A 17,773-nucleotide genomic window follows, 5' to 3' on the forward strand; every position below is an offset into this window, starting at 1 on the left:
CCGCGCCTCACGACATCCGGCGGACGGCGCCGCGCAGCCGGCGGATGTCGCGGCGCCGCTTCTCGTTCGCCGCGCCGAACCACAGCAGCAGCACCCCGACCGGCAGCAGCACCAGCCACGGCCCGATCTGGACCAGCGCGTGCAGCGCGGCGACGGTGGTCACCACGGCGCCCACCACGACCGGCGCCTTCTTCTGCCGGACCGAGCCGAGGATCAGCGTCGCCACCGCCGCCAGCAGCAGCAGCACCTGGCGGATCGGGCTCGTGGTCGTCAGCACCAGGACCAGCGACGGGACGAACGCCGCGACCAGGGCCGGCCCGTAGGCGAGCCAGCTATCCAGGTCGGGGCGCTGGCGCGCCTCCAGGGCGCCGACCAGCAGCGCCACCGCGGCGAACGGCAGCGTGTACGCCTCCACCGCCGCGACGCCGCCGACCCACATCAGCAGCCACCACGCCACGACCTCGCAGCCGATGGCGAGCCAGAACAGGGTGCGGCGCTCGCTCTCGGGGCGCCCGCGGCGCGTGGCGGCCAGGCCCAGGACCGCGCCCCACGCCGCCAGCAGCGCGGCCAGGTGCCCGGTCGCCCCCGCGGCGAGCGCGAAGGCCAGGACGGCGGCGACGTACGCCGACCACTCGACGGTCGCCGCCTCGGCGCGCGCCTGCGGCCGGGCCAGCCGCGGCAGCGTCGCCGCGACGACCAGGAGCCCGGCACCGGCGGCCAGCACCCCGAACGCCGACCAGTGCGGCGGCCACCCGGCCGCCAGCCCGGCCGTGAGCGCCAGCGCCTGCGCCGCCGCCGCCGCGAACAGCCAGCCGAGGATCCGGGCCAGCGACGTGCGGCCGCCGAAGCCGGCGGCCGCCCCGACCGCCACCGCCCCGACGAGCGTGGTCAGGGTGAGCGGCCGGGTGGCGAGGCTGCCGGCCAGGCCCGCGCCGCCGGCCGCCAGCCCGAGCACGAACGCGGCCACCCGGCTGGCCCGGACCGGCTGCGCCGCCGCCACCGGCGGGGGCGGGGGCAGCAGCGCGACCCCGAGCATCAGCAGCGCGAAGACCGCCAGCGCGGCCAGGGTCGTCGCGGGCCAGGCCAGGTGCAGGCCCAGGGGCGCGACCAGCAGCGTCAGGCCGAGGCCGGGCAGGACCACGGGCGCGGCCTGGGCCGGGTGGCCGTCGCTGAACCCGACCGCCGCGGCGGCGGCCGTCGCCGTCACGATCAGCATCGCCAGGACGTCGGCGGGGCCCACGTCCGGGCGGTCGGCCAGCGCGAGCAGGGCGGGCGGCGGACCCTGCCAGACGCCGTCGAGGACGGCGACGGGGCCGGCGAGCGCCGCCCACAGCGGCGGGGCCAGGGCGGCGACGACGAGGAGCCCGGGCAGCGCCGCGGCGGCGAGCGCCCCCATCGGCGGCCGCAGCAGCCAGCGCCGGGACGACCGGTACACCCCGGTGGGCAGGGCCGGGGTGCGGTGGCGCAGCAGTTCGGCGGCCACGCCGAGCAGGACGGCACACGCGGCGTACAGGGCGACGCGGCCGGTCGGCAGGGCGGCGAGCGCCAGCGCCGTGGCACCCCCGGCGACGCCGGCCGAGGCGTACGGCAGGAGGTGCGCCACCGGGCGCCGCGCGGCGGCGACGGCCAGCAGGCAGCACGCGGAGGCGGCCAGGCCCAGCCCCAGCGTCGCGGGTACGGGCAGCCGGGCGCTCGCCGCGGCGCACGCGACCGCCCCGGGCGCGGCCAGCAGCGCGGCGGCCAGGCCGCCGCCGGCCAGCAGGCGGCGGCGCGGGTCGTCGCGGCTGAGTACGGCCACCACCAGGCCGAGGACCACCACCAGTGCGAGCGCCGCCGCGGTCGTCCACGGCCGGACCAGGCCCGCGGCCACCGCGTGCAGGGCGACGGCGGTACCGACGACGGCGCGGGCGCGGCCCGCCCGCGGGTCGCGGGCGACCACGGCGGCGAGGGCGTAGGCAACGGCGACGAGGCCGTCGATGACGATCGGGGACCACCACACCAGACCGAACGCCGCCGGGGTGGCGATCGTGGCGAGGCCGACCAGCCCCGCCGCGGCGTCGTACCGCGCGGGCGTGGGCAGCGCCAGCGCGGCCGCGGCGGCCAGCAGGACCGCCGCCAGCGGCGCCTGCCAGTGGTCCGGGCCGGGCTGGGGCCACGCGCCGAGGTCGCTGTGCCAGACCGGCCCCGGTGCGGCGAGCACCCGCAGTCCGCTGTAGAGCGTCGCTGCCGCCACCCAGAGTGCGATGACGCCGCCGGCGATCCCCAGCCCGAGCGCCGGGCCGCGCCGCCACCGCTGCGGGACGGTCCGCACGAGGCAGGCCAGCAGCAGCACGAACCCGGCCGCGGCGAGCAGCGGGGCGTGCGGCGCCGCCAGGGCGGCGGTCCGGGCCAGGACCGCGACCGTGGCGGCGATCGCGGCGGCCGCCGCGAGGTCGGCGCCGTCGTAGCTGCGGTCGCTGCGGATCCGCTCGTCCATGGCCGGCGCGAGCGGCAGCGCCGCGGCCGCGGCGACGAGCAGCACGCCCAGGGCGATGTCGACGCCGCCGGCGCCGTCGAGCCGGAACGCCGCCACCGTCACCCCGAGGCCGCCGACCGCGCCGGCCACGCTGAACGGCACGCTGACGGTGCGCCGCCGCACCTGCCGGAACGCCGCCAGGACCAGGCCGCCGCACACCGCCAGGGCCGCCCCCGCCAGCCGGGCCGGGGCGCTGGCGCCGCCGGCCGTGAGGATCGAGGCGACCGCGCCGACGACGCACAGGACGGTCGCCCCGGCGATCCACTCCGCCGCGTCGCCGGGCGCGGCCCGCCGCAGCGCGGCGCCGACCGGGTGCTCCCCGGCGCGCAGCGGGCGGGCGGTGGCCAGCAGGACGATCCCCGCGCAGGCCAGCGTGCCGAGGACCGCCGTCGACAGGTCCGGCCGGGCCAGCGCCGTGCCCGCCGCGAAGGCGGCCGCCAGCCCGGCGCCGCCCACCTGCGCGTACGCGGCGCGGGGCCGCGGCGCCACGCGGGCCGCCGCGGCGAGCAGCACCGCCGCCACCGCCGCGGGCCACGGCGTCACCGGCCACGGCAGGCCGAGCGCGGCCGGCGCGGCGAACGCCGCCAGCACCACCGGCACCGTGCTCCACTCCCGGCGCCACCCGGCCGGCGCGACCAGGACGGTGGCCACCACGAGGAGCAGGGCGGCCACCAGCAGGCCCGAGCCCAGCGGCGCCCCGGCCGCCAGCCGCGCGGCGTAGGCGTCCAGGTCGGCGTGCCAGGCCGGGCGCGCGGCGGCCAGGGCCGCGGCGGCGGCGCGCAGGGCAGCCGCGGCGACCGGCCCGCCGACGGCGACCAGCGCCACGGCGGCCCCGTATCGCGGACCGCGCCGCCGCCGGGCGGGCACGAACGCGAGCGCCACCGCGGCGACCGCCAGGATCGCGGCCGCCGCGACCAGCGCGGCGTCCGGCCGGGCGACCGCGGCCGTCCGCGCGGCGCCGCCGACCAGGACGAGGGTGAGCAGCCCGTGCGCGAGGTCCGGCAGGCTGGAGCGCGGGCGGGTCACGTGCGCGCCGACCACCGCCACGAGGGCGGCGGCGGTACCGGCGAGCAGCGCCCCGCCCGCGGCGAGGACGGTGCTGGCGAGGACCAGGGCGGAGACGGCGCTGGCGAGCGCGGCGCCGAGGGCCACCAGTACGAGCAGCCAGCCGAGCCGGCACAGCAGCCGGTTGGCCACCGGCCGGGCGGCGTCGGGCCGCGGCGCCGGGCGGGGCCGGGCCGCCGCGTCGGCCGGGCGCGGCGGGGGGTCGCCGAGGACGGCGTCCGGCTCTTCGGCGGCCGCTTCCGGCCGCGGTGCTCCGGGGCGGGCAACGTCGCGGGCGGCCGGCCCGGCCGGCTGCTGGGCGCGCGGCCGGTGGTGCACCCGCGCCCAGCCGGCCAGGCGGGTCGGCAGCGCGCGGGCCAGGAGCAGGTCCAGCGCGGCGACGGCCGCCAGCACGAGCGCCCAGCCGGCGTCGCCGGTGACCACGGGGTACGCGGCCAGCGGCAGCACCGGCTGGACCGCCAGCAGCGTGGCGAACCGCGGCGCGGCGAGCCCGCCCGCGGCGGCGTAGGCGGCGGCGACCGCGGCGCTGACGGCGAACACCGCGGCGGCGTACACGTGGCCGGACACGATCCCGGTCCACGGCCCGTCGACGCCCCACAGCGCCGCGCCGACCAGCGGTACCAGCAGCAGGCCGACCCCGGCCACGGTCTCGGCGGTGGCGACCAGGCCGCGCGCGGCGAGCCGGGGCGGCAGGGTGAGCGTCAGCGCCGACACGGCGGCGAGGACGACCGCGCGGGCGGCACCGCCGAGGCTGTCGATCGCCAGCCCGGCGTACACCGTCGCGGAGACCCCGAGCAGCAGCGCGCCGATGACCAGCAGGACGTTCTGCACAGAGCCGGAGGACGCCTCCGGCGGCGCGGCGGGGGCGGGGGACCGGCCCGGCCGCCCGCCCAGCGGGGCGACCCGCGGCGCGGCTCGCGTCGTCCACGACGGCGTCGGGGCGGCCCCGGGGTCGCCGGGGGCCGGGCGCGCGCCGGGGGCCGGGACGACCAGCCGCCGGCGGCGGCTGACCTGCGTGGGCGCGACCGGGTGCCGCCGGCGCAGGTCCTGGGCGTTGGCGAGCAGCGCGCGCCGGTGCATCGCCGCCTGCATCCGCTGGCTCAGCGCGGTGCGCTGCTCCTGGATGGACACGTCGCGGGCGGCGAGTTCGGCGATCTCCCGCTCCAGGTCGGCCAGCGCGGTGGCGACGGTGCCCGGCACCGCGCCGCAGTGCGGGCACGCGCGCGTGGGGTCGGCGGCACCGCCGCAGGTGGGGCAGGTCCCGGTACGCATCGCACCTCGTTCCTGGCCGGCGCCCGGGAGGCGGCGTCCCCGAGGTGGCGGTGCCGGGGTGGCAGCCGGTCCGTCGCGCGGGTGCCGCTGGGCGCAGCGGCGGATGGGTCTGTCGTGTCGCATCTCGCGGGCGCGCGCCCGGACGCCCCGGCCGGCCGCGCCGCCGGTGGGGGTCGACGCGCTCCCTGGGGCGACGCGGGTTCGCGTCACCCCATGAGCATGCCCAACCGGTACGACAATGAACAGCCCCCAGCCGCGGTGCGGTAGCTCACCCGCGGGAAGGCGCAGGTCAGGGGCGGCCCATCCCGCGGTACTTCCAGCCGGCCTGGGTCCACAGTGCCGGGTCGAGGCAGTTCCGGCCGTCGATCACGCGGCGCGCGGCGACCAGTTCGCCCAGTGCCGCGGGGTCGGCGTTGCGGAAGTCGGCCCACTCGGTCAGGACGCAGACCAGGTCGGCGCGCTCGACGGCCTCGTTGACGCTCTTGGCGTACGCCAGCTCCGGCTGGACCGCGCGGGCGTTGTCGGTGCCCTGCGGGTCGTACACGTGCACCTCGGCGCCGGCCTTGGCCAGCATCGCGGCGACGGCCAGGGCGGGCGCGTCGCGGACGTCGTCGGAGTTCGGCTTGAAGGTGGCCCCGAGTACCGCGATGCGGGTGTTGAACAGGTCCGGCCCGGCCGGCCCGACGCGGCGGTCGAGGAGTTCGGCGGCGAGCTGGAGGACCCGGGTGCGGCGGCGCAGGTTGATCAGGTCGACCTCGTGCAGGAACCGCAGCGCCTCGCCGGCCCCCAGCTCCCCGGCCCGGGCCTGGAACGCCCGGATGTCCTTGGGCAGGCAGCCGCCGCCGAAGCCGACGCCGGCCTGGAGGAAGCGGTTGCCGATCCGCGGGTCGTACCCGATCGCGCGGGCGAGCTGCGTGACGTCGCCGCCGGCCACCTCGCACACCTCGGCCATCGCGTTGATGAAGGAGATCTTGGTGGCGAGGAACGCGTTGGCCGCGACCTTGACCAGCTCCGCGGTGGCGAAGTCGGTGACGACGACGGGGACCTCGCGGTCCTCGGTGGCGGCGAGGTCGAAGACGCCCTTGTGCGCGGCGTACAGCATCGCGTTGGCCCAGTCGCTCTTCACGCCGACGACGATCCGGTTGGGGCGCAGCACGTCCTCGACGGCGAAGCCCTCCTGGAGGAACTCGGGGCTCCACGCCACCTCGACGTCCAGCGCCGGGTCGGCGTTGCGGGAGACGAGCTGCTCGACCCACTCCGCGGTGCCCACCGGGACGGTGGACTTGCCCACGATCAGGGCCTTGCGCCGCAGCTCCCGGGCCAGGTCGGTGACGGACTGCTCGACGTAGGTGAGGTCGGCGCCGAGGCCGTCGGCCTGCTGCGGGGTACCCACGCAGATGAAGTGCACGTCGCCGTGCTCGGCCACGGTGCCCATGTCGGTGGTGAAGCGCAGCCGCCCGGCGGCCAGGTTGCGGCGCAGCAGCTCGGGCAGGCCGGGCTCGTGGAACGGCACCTCGCCCGCGGCGAGCCGACTGATCTTGTCGGCGTCGACGTCGTACCCGACCACCTCGTAGCCCAGCTCGGCGAAGCAGATGGCGTAGGTGGCGCCGAGGTAGCCCGTACCGAGGAACGTCAGCCGCGGCCGGGCGCTGCCCGACGGTGGCGAGACCGGGGGGATGGGCGGCATCGACTGGCTGCTCGGGTACGGGATCGTCACGCTTGTACTCCACTCACGTGTCGTGCCGCGCGCCGCGCCGGTCGGCCCGGGCGCTGCCGTGGGGCCGCGGCGCGTCGCCGCTGGTTGGCTGCTGGGTATCCTCACATCCGGCGTACGGCGGAGGAAAGTGAGGGCTGGCGATGACGGCGGTTCAGGGTGAGAGTCTGTACCAATTGCCGGAAGAGCATCAGGAGATCCGGCAGGCGGTGCGGGCTGTCTGTGACGCCAAAGTCGCCCCTCATGCTGCCGAAGCGGATGAAAACAGTCAATTCCCCCAGGCGTCGTACGACGCCCTCCGCGCCGCGGACTTCCACGCCCCGCACGTCCCCGAGGAGTACGGCGGCGCCGGGGCCGACGCCCTGGCCACGGCCATCGTCATCGAGGAGGTGGCCCGCGCCTGCGCGGCGTCCTCGCTCATCCCCGCCGTCAACAAGCTCGGCACCATGCCGCTGCTGCTGGCCGGCTCCGCCGACCTGAAGGCGAAGTACCTGCCCCCGGTCGCCCGCGGCGACGCGATGTTCTCGTACTGCCTCTCCGAGCCCGAGGCCGGCAGCGACGCGGTCTCGATGACCACCAAGGCCACCCTCGACGGCGACCACTACGTCCTCAACGGCGTGAAGCGGTGGATCACCAACGCGGGCGAGTCGGCGTACTACACGGTCTTCGCGGTCACCGACCCCGGCGCCCGCTCCCGCGGCATCTCGGCGTTCGTGGTCGAGCGGGCCGACGAGGGTGTCAGCTTCGGCGCGCCGGAGCGCAAGCTGGGCATCAAGGGTTCACCCACCCGCGAGGTGTACCTCGACAACGTCCGCATCCCCGCCGACCGGATCATCGGCGAGCCCGGTACCGGCTTCGCCACCGCCATGCGGACCCTGGACCACACCCGGGTGACGATCGCCGCGCAGGCGCTCGGCATCGCCCAGGGGGCGCTGGACTACGCGCTCGGGTACGCCAAGGAGCGGCAGCAGTTCGGCAAGGCCATCGCCGACTTCCAGGGCATCCAGTTCATGCTCGCCGACATGGGGATGAAGCTGGAGGCCGCCCGGCAGCTCACCTACGCGGCGGCGGCGAAGTCGGAGCGGTCGGACGCGGACCTGACGTACTTCGGCGCGGCCGCCAAGTGCTTCGCCTCGGACGTGGCCATGGAGATCACCACCGACGCGGTGCAGGTGCTGGGCGGGTACGGCTACACGAAGGACTACCCGGTCGAGCGGATGATGCGCGACGCGAAGATCACCCAGATCTACGAGGGGACCAACCAGGTCCAGCGCATCGTCATGGCCCGCCAACTCCTCAAGGGCCTCGGCTGAGAAGAGCCCACCCAGTAGCGATCCTCTGCCAAAGTAACCGTCATGGCTGTTTGGGGCATACGCAACGATTCACTTTCCACCGAACTCGTCGACGGCGGGTTCGTCAGTATCGGCTGGAACAGGCTGGGCGACCTCCGTGACATCGGCCTCACCCGCGAGAAGCTGAAGGCTGCCCTGACCGAGGCATATCCCGACGCCAAACCGCGCGCTGTCGCGGGCTGGGCGGGCATTCTCCTGCGCTTCGCGAAGGAAATCAGCGTAGGCGACGTCGTCGTGGCTCCGTACCGGCCTGACAGCACGATCAACATCGGCGTTGTCACCGGTCCGTACGAGATCGCGCTCGACGCCCCGAATCACCGACACCGGCGGTCGGTGCAGTGGCAGAAGCTCGGTCTCTCCCGGACCTTGTTTTCGCAGGCCGCCTTGTACGAGATCGGTTCGCTGCTCACGGTTTTCGGAATTCGCAAGTACGCTTCCGAATTCCTCGCCGCACTCCGCGCCAGCGACGAGAGCGACGAGTCGACCGCCGCCCAGGCGCCTGCCGAGACCACCGAGGTCGACGAGGCGGCGGTGGTTGACGAGCCGCGCGCCTCGCGGATCGAACGGCACACGAGGGACTTCCTCCTGGAGCGGTTGAAGCACGACCTGAGCCACCGGGAGTTCGAGGAGTTCAGCGCCGACCTTCTGCGTGCGATGGGGTACGAGGCGCGTGTCACTGCTTACGCCGGGGATGGCGGCGTCGATGTCGTCGCCCACCGTGATCCGCTTGGTATAGAGCCTCCCCTGATCAAGGTTCAGTGCAAACACACGACAGCCACGGTCGGCGCACCGGTCGTACAGCAGTTGATCGGCACGCAGGCGGCCGAGGAGCTGAGCCTTCTCCTAACCTTGGGCGCGTATTCGCGGGAGGCGCTCTCGATCGAGCGAAGCCGTCAGGGGCTGCGGCTCGTCAATGGTGAGGAACTCGTCGACCTAGTGCTCCACAACTACGACCGCCTTCCGGCGGGTTGGCGGACCAGGATCCCGTTGCGAGCAGTACTCGCGGTCGACGACGCGGCCGGCCTCTGAGCGGTTGCGCGGCGGGCGTCCGGTCCGCGTCGACCGAGCCGCCAACGGTGGAGCATCCGTCAGCCATCCGCCATCCGGCCCCGCGGAATCAGGGGTACGCCTGGGGCCTCAGGCGCCCGTGGTCGCGCCGAGATAGCGCGGCGGGACGGCGGCCGTGAGCCAGACGCCGTTGGCGCTGCGGAAGAACGCGTGCCCGTCGGCGGCCATCCCGGCGGCGTCCACCCGGAGGACCACCGGGGGGCCGTGCCGGGCGCCGACGGCGCGGGCCGTGTCGGGGTCGGCGCTGAGGTGCACGTGGTGCCGGCGCCCCCGCACCAGTCCGTCGCGCGTGATGGAGGGCAGGTGCCGCGCCGCGGTGCCGTGGTGGAGCACCGGCGGCGGCGCGACCGCGGGGAGGTCGAGGTCCACAGCCACGGAGTGGCCCTGGCTGGCGCGGATCCGGTCGCCGTCCACGGCGAACCGCCGCTTGTCGTTGCCCTCGACCACGCGCGCGAGCCGGTCCCGGTCGATCGGCACGCCGTGGGCGCGGAAGGCGGACACGAGGGCGTCGACGTCGACCCATCCGCCGGGGCCGAGGGTCAGGCCCACGGTCTGCGGCGCGTGTCGCAGGACGTAGGAGAGCCGCTTGCTGAGCCGGGTGTCGTCCACGGCCCCACGGTAGCGGCGGGGCCGTCCCGCCTCGACCGGGTTGTGGTCCAGGCGGGCGCGGGCGGGTCAGACGCCGGACTTCTGGCGGATCCAGTCGCGGTACGCCGAGATCTTCGTGTAGGTGAACAGGCGGCCGAGCATGAGCGACTGCGAGCACACGCCCACCTGCTGGCCGTTCACCGTCGCCGGCCCGCCCGAGTCGCCGGGGGCGGGCTTGCCGTCGCCCCTGGACAGGCGCACCGCCTGGCCGCCGTGCCCGTCGGTGCCGGTCACCCCGTGGACCTTCGTGGTGGCGAGCTTGAGGTCGGGCGAGGACGGTCCGTTGCCGGCCGCGGTCCGGCCCCAGCCCCACACCAGCGGCTGGTCCTTCTCGGCCACCTCGGCGGCGGCCAGCTTCATCAGGGGCGTGTCGGCGCTCGGCGCGGCGAGTCTGATCAGGGCCAGGTCGGCCTGGTCGTGGACGACGTACGAGGCGTGGGTGACCTGCCTGCCGCCGCTGCCGAACTGGAGGCTGCCGACGCGCAGGCTGGTCGGCGGGCGGGGGACGCGGGGGCCGTTCGCGTCGTCGGGGTTCCTGCGGTAGATGCAGTGCCAGGCGGTGAGGACCCACTCGGCGCTGATCTGCGTGGCGGTGCAGTACTGGTCGCCGGTCTGGTCGAGCAGCGCGACGGCGCCGGGGTTCGTGTCGGCGACCCGGCCGTCGATGATCCGGGGTGCGGCCGCGGCAGGGGCGGTCAGCGCGGATGCGGTCAGCGCGCCGACGGCCGCGGCGGCGGCCGCGCGGGAGCGGTACGTCACGGGAGGTCCCTTCGACCGGCGGTGCCCGCGGGTGGGCGCGGGCACCGCCAGTGTCGGTGAGCAAGCGACGGCCGTCAATGTCGCGTGGTACCGGGCCGCCGGCCGGTACCGGGCACCGCGCCGCCGTCGCGGCCGGTCACTGCGCCGCGATGGCGGCCAGCACCTCCGTGCGGGCGGCGCGGCGGGCCGGCCACCAGGCGGCCAGCACCCCGGCGAGCACCAGCCCGCCCAGCGCGGCGGCGACGGTACCGACCGGAACCACCGCGTCGGTGACCGGCACCTCCAGGATCAGGTGCTGGATCACCGCGCCCACGCCCAGCCCCACGGCGACGCCCAGCACCGCGCCGTAGCCGGCGATGACGGTGCTCTCGCCGCGGACCGTCCTTCGCACGAGCCGCCGGCTGGCCCCGACCGCCCGGGCCACGCCGATTTCCCGGGTCCGCTCCAGCACTGACAGCGCCAGCGTGTTGACCACCCCGAAGACGGCGATGATCACGCCCATGCCGAGCAGGACGACGAGGATCTGGAGGGTCAGGGCGAACGCCTGGCGCAGGATCTTCATGTTCACCTCGCGGTCCTCGACGAGGACGTCGGGCCGGGCCGCGAAGGCGGTCCGCAGGCCCGCCCGGGCGGCTCCGGGGTCGTCGCCGGTGGCCAGGATGAGGTTCGGCGCCAGCGCGGCGGCGCCGGGGACCAGCGTGGCGTCCAGCAGGATGCCGGACACGGCCTGGTTGGCGCGGTACCGGCCGACCACCGGCACGGACAGGCGCGTGCCGTCCGCCAGGGTGACCGGCAGGGTGTCGCCGACGCGGTGCCGGTCGGCGGCCAGCGGGTCGTACGTCGTCAGGGCGCCGCCGCGGGGGTCGGCCGCACCGGCCGCGACGTCCAGGTGCACCAGCCCGCCCAGGGTCCCGGGGTCGACGGCGCGCAGGTGCGCGGGCGCGCCGTCGAGGGTGCCGGGCACGGGGCGCAGGACGGCCGTCCGGGTGACCCCGGCGGTCGCGCGGGCGGCCGCCGTGACGCCCGGGTCCAGGCTGCCGGCGAAGCCGGGCGCCCGCAGGATGGTCGTCCCGGCCGGCACGGTCCGGGCGATGTCGCCGACGAGCCGCTGCTCGGCGCTGGCGCCGATGGTGGCGTACGCGCAGACCAGCGCGACGCCGATCATCAGCGCCGAGGCCGTGGCGGCGGTCCGGCGCGGGTCGCGGGCCGCGTTGCGGACCGCCAGCCGCAGCCCGGTGCCGCCGACGTGCCGGGTCAGCGCCGCGAGCGGGCGCAGGACCAGCCCGACCAGCAGCGGGGCGGCGAGCATGACCCCCAGCCAGACGGCGAGGACCCCGCCGATGCCGAGCACGCGGTCGGTGTTCGTGGGGTGGTCGCCGACCGTGGCCAGGACCGCCCCGGCGCCGGCCGCGGCGGCCAGCGCCCCGGCGGTACCGCGCAGGACGAGCGAGCGGCGGCGCACGGCGGCGTCGGTGCGCAGCGCCGCGACGGGCGCGACGGTGGCCGCGCGGCGGGCCGAGCCGTAGGCGGCGAGGACGGTGACGAGCACCCCGATGGCGTACCCCGCGGCGACGGCCTCCGGCGTCAGCTCGAAGGTCATCGCCTCGCCCGCGTGGCGCAGCAGGACCAGGCCGCCGTGGGCGAGGCCGATGCCGCCGGCCGTCCCGAGCGTGGCGCCGAGCAGGCCCACGACGCCGGCCTCGGCGAGGATCGCGCGGCGGATCTGGCGGCGGCCGGCGCCGACGGCCCGCAGCAGCGCGAACTGCCGGGTGCGCTGCGCGACGAGGATGGTGAACGTGTTGGCGATGACGAGGGTTCCGACCAGGACCGCCACGGCGGCGAAGGCCAGCAGCAGCAGCCGGATGTCCTCGGCGCCCTCCCGGGCGGAGGCCCGCTGCGCGGCGGCGAGGTCGGCGCCCCGGGCGACCGCGGCGGCGGGCAGGCCGGGCACCGCCGCGCGGACCGCGGCGGCGATCGCGGCCGCGTCCGGCCCGTCCAGCTCGACCTCGGCGAAGCCGCCGCCGAGCAGCGTCAGCGCGGCCGGCTCCGGCAGGGCGAGCGCGGGGACGCCGCCGGTCAACATGCGGTAGGTGAACAGCCCGGTGACGGTCAGGTCCCGGGTCCGGCCGCCGGCCAGGTGGACCCGCACCCGGTCGCCGACGCGCTTGCCGCCGAGCCTGGCGGCCTCCTCCTCCAGCGCGACCTGGCCGTCGCCGGCCGGCGCCCGCCCGGCGACGAGGCTGAACCGGCGGGTGTCGTCCCAGTCGGTGCCGCCGCGGTGCATGTCGTAGATCTCGCCGATCTTGCCGTTGTCCTGGACGAACCCGGCCCGGCCCGTGACGACGCCGCGGGCGGCGGTGACCCCGGGCAGCGCGGCGAGCCGGTCGCGCTGGGCGGGGGTGAACGGCCGGTCCGGCGCGGACACGAGCACGGCGACGTCGTCGCGGGCGCGGCCCTCGGCGGCGGTCCGGCCCAGGGAGTCGGCGAAGACCCAGCTCGCCACCACGAACGCCACCGACAGGACGACCGCCAGCAGGGTCATGGCCAGGCGCCCGGGGTGCGCGCGCAGGTCGCGCAGCATCGACCTCAGCACGGGACGCCGTCCAGCGACTTGAGCGCGTCGAGGATGTCCTCGGCGCTCGCCCCGGTGCGCGCGGCGACCAGCCGGCCGTCGGCCAGGAACAGCACCCGGTCGGCGTACGCGGCGGCGGACGGCTCGTGGGTGACCATGACCACCGTCTGCCCCAGCTCGTCCACGCTGCGCCGCAGCAGGTCCAGGACCTCGCCGGAGGCGCGCGAGTCCAGCGCGCCGGTCGGCTCGTCGGCGAACACGACCGCGGGCCGGGTGATCAGCGCCCGCGCGCAGGCGACGCGCTGCTGCTGCCCCCCGGAGAGCTGGGAGGGCCGGTGGCCGAGCCGGTCGCGCAGCCCGACGGCGTCGACGATCGTGTCGAAGTGGCGCGGGTCGGGGCGGCGGCCCGCCAGGTCCAGCGGGAGGGTGATGTTCTCGGCGGCCGTCAGGGTGGGCAGCAGGTTGAACGCCTGGAACACGAAGCCGACGCGGTCCCGGCGCAGCGCGGTCAGCGCGTCGTCGCGCAGGCCCGCCAGGCTGGTGCCGCCGATGTGCACCTCGCCGCCGGACGGGGTGTCCAGGCCGGCCAGGCAGTGCATCAGGGTCGACTTGCCGGAGCCCGACGGCCCCATGACGGCGCAGAACTCGCCGCGGCTGATCGCCACGTCCACGCCGGCCAGCGCGGTGACCGTCGCGTCCCCGCTGCCGTAGGTCTTGGTGAGGCCGGTGCCTCGTACGGTGATCTCCATGCCGACGATGCTGGGGGCCGCGGCGCCGGCCGGGATCCGGCCGGAGTCGATCGCCACCCCCGACTTTCGTCGGTGGTCCGGCCGCCGAACGTCGCACCGGCACCGGGAGCCCGCGCCGTACGCTCGGGCCATGACGGGGACGCGCGCCGGGAGCGAGGTGATCTACCCGCCGATCTACCCGGCCGTCGCCCGCTGGTCGCGGCGCCTGGCGATGTGGGTAACCCTGCCGGCGGTGTTCTTCTCGACCTTCCTGACCGTGGCGGTGTCGCCGCTGCGCTGGTTCCAGGACACGCCGTGGGGGGAGGACCGCAACGCCGCCGCCGGCTGGCTGGTCGCCGGGGTGATGATCGCCGCCGCCTGCTGGGTGACGTGGTCCACCCACCGCGCCCGGCGCCGGCTCGGGCAGCTCTACCTGTGCGCGGCCGTGCTCTGGTGGGCGCTGAGCGTCTGGGTGCCGCTACCCGTCGCGGCGTACTACGCGGCGACCCGGCTGGGCCGGCGGACCGCGGTCGGGTTCCTCGTGCTCGCCGAGGGCGTCGTCGTGCTGCCGGTCATGGTCGCGGGGGCGTGGTCCGGCAACGCGACCGGCGCCGTGCTGTACGCGCTGCTGACGGCCGGCTTCGGGCTGGCGCTGCCGTTCGTGTTCGGCATGTGGGTGCAGGCGCGCCGGCAGGTGCTCGCCGGGCTGCACGAGCGGGCGCGGGCGCGGGAGCGCCAGGAGGCCGCGGCGGTGCGGGCGGCCCGCGCGCAGGAGCGGGCGCGGATCGCCCGGGAGATGCACGACGTCGTCGCGCACCGGGTGTCGCTGATCGTGCTCCAGGCCGGCGCGCTGGAGGTGAGCGCGCCGGACGCGCGGACCGCGGCGACCGCCGACCTGATCCGCACCACGGGCCGCGCCGCGCTGACCGAACTGCGCGCGGCGCTGGGCGTCCTGCGCGAGCCCGACGACGACGCGCCGCTGGCGCCGCAGCCGACGGTGGCGGAGGTGCCGCAGCTCGTGGCGCAGTCGCTGGCCGCCGGGGTGGCCGCCGACCTGCGCGTCGTCGGCCAGGCGCGGCCGCTGGCGCCGGTGGTCGGGCGGGCGGCGTACCGGGTGGTGCGGGAGGCGCTGACCAACGTGCACCGGCACGCGCCCGGGGCGCGGGTGGCGGTGACGCTGCGGTACGGGGCGGCGCTGCTGGAGGTCGCGGTGCGCAACACCCCGCCGCCGGTACCGCCGCCGGCCGCCCCGGACGCCGTGGGCGGGTACGGGCTGACCGGCCTCGCCGAGCGGGTGGACCTCGTGGCGGGGCGGCTGGAGTACGGGCCGGACCTGGCCGGCGGCTTCGCCGTCGTGGCCCGGCTGCCCGTCGGCGTGGGAGAGGCGGAGGCGGCGTGATCCGGGTGCTCGTGGTGGACGACGAGGAGCTGGTCCGGTCCGGGCTGCGGATGATCCTGGAGGCCAGCGACGACCTCAGCGTCGTGGCGGAGGCGCGCGACGGCGCCGAGGCGGTGGCGGCGGCCGGCCGGCACCGGCCGGACGTGGTGCTGATGGACGTGCGGATGCCCGGTACCGACGGCCTCGCCGCCGCGGCGGCGATCACGGCGCTGCCGGACGCGCCGAAGGTGGTGATGCTGACGACCTTCGACCTGGACGAGTACGTGCACGCCGCGCTGCGGGCCGGCGCGGTCGGGTTCCTGCTCAAGGACACCCCGCCGCGGGAGCTGGCCGGCGCGGTGCGCACGGTGGCGGCCGGGCACGCGATGCTCTCGCCGCAGGTGACCCGCCGGCTGATCAGCGCGTTCGCCCGCCGCGGGCCGACCCGCGCGCAGGCCGCCCGGCGGCGACTGGCGGGGTTGACCGCGCGCGAGGCGGCGGTGGTCCGCGCGGTCGGCGACGGGCTGTCCAACGCCGAGATCGGCCGCCGGCTGGCGATGCGGGAGGCCACGGTGAAGGCCCACGTCAGCCGGGCGCTGGCGAAGCTGTCGCTGACCAACCGGGTGCAGGCCGCGATCCTCGTCCACGAGGCGCAGGAGTGAGCGGTGCGGCGGTGTCGAGCACGCCTGTCGCGGGTAGGGGAGGCGGAGCGGCCGGCGGGGCCGTGTGCGGGCGCGGACGCCCGCGGAGAGTGCGGGAGGTCGACGGTGGAGGTCAGGGAGTTCGGCGCTGAGGCCGTGGCGAACGACGCGTTCCGGCGGGTGCTGGTGACCACCGACCACGTGCAGGTCGTGGTCATGGCACTGCGTCCGGGCGAGGAGATCGGATCGGAGGTGCACCCGGACAACGACCAGCTCCTGACGTTCGTCGAGGGCGTGGTCCGCGCCGAGGTCGGCGGCGAGACGGCGACGGTCACGGCCGGGCAGACGGTCGTCGTGCCGGCGGGCACGCGGCACAACTTCACCAACGTCGGGGACACCCCGGCGCGGCTGTACACCCTGTACGGGCCGCCGGACCACGACCCGGAGACGGTGCACGAGACCAGGGCGGACGCCGAGGCCGCGCACGCCTGACCGGCGCGTCCCGGGCGGCCCGCCGCGGCCGCGGCCCCGGCGCACCTACCCGGGTCGCCGGTCCGGCGGCCCTACCCGGGGCACCGGAACGGCGGGCCTAGCCGGGGTCGCCCGGGGCGGGCCTAGCCGGGGTCGCCTGGGGCGGGCCGCGCCACGGCGGCGAAGTGCCCGCGCGGCAGGACCGCGAAGTCCGCGCGCACCTTCTCCAGCGGCCGCGGCGCCTGCTCCAGGTGGTCGACGCCCAGGTACAGGTCGGTGCCGGTGGACCGTCCGCGCAGGTACGCGTCGGCGACCATCCGCCCGCCCTCGGGGTCGCCGGTGATTCCCCGGGCGCCCTCGCGGGCCAGCCCGCGGGCCGCGCGGGCGCCCTCCGGTGCCAGGCCGGGCCCGCCGGACATGGCGGTGACCATGCCGTACTCGAACATCAGCAGCACGATCAGCAGGTTGTGGAAGCCGTACCGGTGCCGGGTGGTGCCGCAGGCGAACGCGCCCACCTCGACCTCGCCGAGCGGCTCGGTGGTCGCGCCGATGTACACGTGCAGCCAGTCGTGCAGGGTCAGCGGCAGCGCCACCCCGCCGGGGGTGCCGGGCATCCGCCACCGGTGCGCGGCGTAGAAGTCGGCGAAGTGCCGCCCGGCCGAGCCGGGCGGCAGCGCGGCCAGCGCCGCGAAGGGGGCCGCCAGCCGCGGGTCCGGGGCGGTGCCGTGGATCGCCGCCGGGGGCAGGGCCAGGAACCGGGAGTACGCCGGCAGCAGGGCGAAGTCGCGCGGCAGTGGCGTGCGGTACGCGTCGAACTCCACTGTCCGCACCAGCGTCAGGGGCACCGCGTCGGCGGCGATCGCCGCGACGACGTCGACCGCCGGCTCGACGACCTCCAGGGCCGCGGCGGCCGCGGCCAGCCGTGCGTGGTCGGCGCCGGCCGGCTGTTCGCTGAGGACGACGAGGACGACCGCGGTGCGGACGACGTCGCGCCGGACCGCCGCCGGCAGCGCCCGCCCGGCGCCCGGGTCGGGAGTGCGGTCGGCGTAGTCGGCGACCCGCGGCGCGTCCGGCTGCGCCGCGAGGACGACGGCCAGGAAGTCGCGCGCGGCGGGGCCGAGCCGGTCGTGGCCGCCGGCCGCGGCGAGGGCGAGCGGTACGGCGACATCCCGGTCGGTACCGGCCAGCGAGAAGAACATCCGCGACTCCTGAACTTCGCCTAACACGCGTCATTCGTAGCTTAGGGTAACGACGTCACCTCAAACAGTGATTGCGCCACCACCACTGACACCGATCACGAGGGAGAACCATGCCGAACAGCGCGCTGACCGAGCGGGTCATCGAGAAGGCCCAGACCGACCCGTCGTTCCGCTCCAAGCTGATGTCCAACCCCAAGGCCGCCGTCGAGGGCGAGCTGGGAATCAGCATCCCGTCCGACCTCAACGTCAAGGTCGTCGAGGAGAAGTCGGACGAGTTCTACATCGTCCTGCCCCCCCAGGGCCAGAGCGGTCAGCTCAGCGACGAGCAGCTCGCCGGGGTGGCCGGCGGCGACTCCTCGACGTGGGGACCCAACTGCGCGACCTGCTGACG

The 17,773-nt window shown here is 76.7% G+C and carries 13 protein-coding genes; 6 read left to right on the plus strand and 7 right to left on the minus strand.

All coding sequences use genetic code 11. The features are described 5' to 3' along the window. Nucleotides 1–7: 7 nt before the first annotated feature. Nucleotides 8–4,852, minus strand: coding sequence for an SCO7613 C-terminal domain-containing membrane protein (locus IEY75_RS02175; RefSeq protein ID WP_189112429.1), 4,845 nt, complete (start codon nt 4,850–4,852; stop codon nt 8–10). Between the two features lie 289 nt (nt 4,853–5,141). Continuing rightward, complete coding sequence (locus IEY75_RS02180; RefSeq protein ID WP_189112430.1) at nt 5,142–6,569, minus strand: UDP-glucose dehydrogenase family protein; 1,428 nt, start codon at nt 6,567–6,569, stop codon at nt 5,142–5,144. A gap of 140 nt (nt 6,570–6,709) precedes the next feature. Here IEY75_RS02180 and IEY75_RS02185 point away from each other — a divergent pair, with 140 nt between their 5' ends. Both IEY75_RS02185 and IEY75_RS02190 read left to right on the plus strand, forming a co-directional pair. Further along, a complete protein-coding gene (locus tag IEY75_RS02185) occupies nt 6,710–7,879 on the plus strand; it encodes an acyl-CoA dehydrogenase family protein (protein WP_189112431.1) in 1,170 nt (389 codons plus the stop codon). Nucleotides 7,880–7,921: 42 nt separating this feature from the next. Then, nucleotides 7,922–8,947 (plus strand): restriction endonuclease, encoded by a 1,026-nt coding sequence (locus IEY75_RS02190; RefSeq protein WP_189112432.1) that lies wholly within the window; start codon nt 7,922–7,924, stop codon nt 8,945–8,947. Nucleotides 8,948–9,055: 108 nt separating this feature from the next. Here the strand turns inward: IEY75_RS02190 and IEY75_RS02195 are convergent, their stop codons facing one another. The 4 genes from IEY75_RS02195 to IEY75_RS02210 form a co-directional block, all read right to left on the minus strand. Then, nucleotides 9,056–9,595 carry an RNA 2'-phosphotransferase gene (locus IEY75_RS02195; RefSeq protein ID WP_189112433.1) on the minus strand — a complete coding sequence of 180 codons (540 nt, stop codon included), beginning with the start codon at nt 9,593–9,595 and terminating at the stop codon, nt 9,056–9,058. Between the two features lie 66 nt (nt 9,596–9,661). Beyond that, nucleotides 9,662–10,393, minus strand: coding sequence for a S1 family peptidase (locus tag IEY75_RS02200; protein ID WP_189112434.1), 732 nt, complete (start codon nt 10,391–10,393; stop codon nt 9,662–9,664). 136 nt (nt 10,394–10,529) lie between these two features. After that, nucleotides 10,530–12,986, minus strand: coding sequence for an ABC transporter permease (locus IEY75_RS02205; RefSeq protein ID WP_189112435.1), 2,457 nt, complete (start codon nt 12,984–12,986; stop codon nt 10,530–10,532). Beyond that, nucleotides 12,980–13,714 (minus strand): ABC transporter ATP-binding protein, encoded by a 735-nt coding sequence (locus IEY75_RS02210; protein WP_189112607.1) that lies wholly within the window; start codon nt 13,712–13,714, stop codon nt 12,980–12,982. The genes IEY75_RS02205 and IEY75_RS02210 overlap by 7 nt, the downstream gene beginning before the upstream one ends. Nucleotides 13,715–13,844: 130 nt before the next feature. On the opposite strand from IEY75_RS02210, the gene IEY75_RS02215 reads away from it, so the two are divergent. The 3 genes from IEY75_RS02215 to IEY75_RS02225 all read left to right on the plus strand — a co-directional run bounded on the left by IEY75_RS02215 (nt 13,845) and on the right by IEY75_RS02225 (nt 16,204). Continuing rightward, entirely contained in the window at nt 13,845–15,092 is a 1,248-nt protein-coding gene (locus IEY75_RS02215) for a histidine kinase (RefSeq protein WP_189112436.1), read from the plus strand. Next, complete coding sequence (locus IEY75_RS02220) at nt 15,089–15,733, plus strand: response regulator (protein ID WP_189112437.1); 645 nt, start codon at nt 15,089–15,091, stop codon at nt 15,731–15,733. Before IEY75_RS02215 ends, IEY75_RS02220 begins: the two co-directional genes overlap by 4 nt. A 105-nt stretch (nt 15,734–15,838) precedes the next feature. After that, nucleotides 15,839–16,204, plus strand: coding sequence for a cupin domain-containing protein (locus IEY75_RS02225; protein WP_229789273.1), 366 nt, complete (start codon nt 15,839–15,841; stop codon nt 16,202–16,204). Nucleotides 16,205–16,326: 122 nt separating this feature from the next. Here IEY75_RS02225 and IEY75_RS02230 read toward each other — a convergent pair whose 3' ends face one another. Further along, nucleotides 16,327–17,409, minus strand: a complete 1,083-nt coding sequence (locus IEY75_RS02230) for a hypothetical protein (protein WP_189112438.1) — start codon at nt 17,407–17,409, stop codon at nt 16,327–16,329. Nucleotides 17,410–17,492: 83 nt separating this feature from the next. On the opposite strand from IEY75_RS02230, the gene IEY75_RS02235 reads away from it, so the two are divergent. Then, nucleotides 17,493–17,771 carry an NHLP leader peptide family RiPP precursor gene (locus IEY75_RS02235; protein WP_189112439.1) on the plus strand — a complete coding sequence of 93 codons (279 nt, stop codon included), beginning with the start codon at nt 17,493–17,495 and terminating at the stop codon, nt 17,769–17,771. The last annotated feature ends 2 nt before the right edge of the window (nt 17,772–17,773 follow it).

Origin of the sequence: Pilimelia terevasa (assembly GCF_014647915.1) — a bacterium.
GTDB classification, from domain to species: Bacteria; Actinomycetota; Actinomycetes; order Mycobacteriales; family Micromonosporaceae; genus Pilimelia; species Pilimelia terevasa.

Bases quoted from the DNA above. Each gene is read 5' to 3' on its own strand.
- IEY75_RS02185 (WP_189112431.1), top strand. From the start codon at position 6,710: ATGACGGCGGTTCAGGGTGAGAGTCTGTACCAATTGCCGGAAGAGCAT.
- IEY75_RS02210 (WP_189112607.1), bottom strand. From the start codon at position 13,714: ATGGAGATCACCGTACGAGGCACCGGCCTCACCAAGACCTACGGCAGC.
- IEY75_RS02215 (WP_189112436.1), top strand. From the start codon at position 13,845: ATGACGGGGACGCGCGCCGGGAGCGAGGTGATCTACCCGCCGATCTAC.
- IEY75_RS02190 (WP_189112432.1), top strand. From the start codon at position 7,922: ATGGCTGTTTGGGGCATACGCAACGATTCACTTTCCACCGAACTCGTC.
- IEY75_RS02235 (WP_189112439.1), top strand. From the start codon at position 17,493: ATGCCGAACAGCGCGCTGACCGAGCGGGTCATCGAGAAGGCCCAGACC.
- IEY75_RS02175 (WP_189112429.1), bottom strand. From the start codon at position 4,852: ATGCGTACCGGGACCTGCCCCACCTGCGGCGGTGCCGCCGACCCCACG.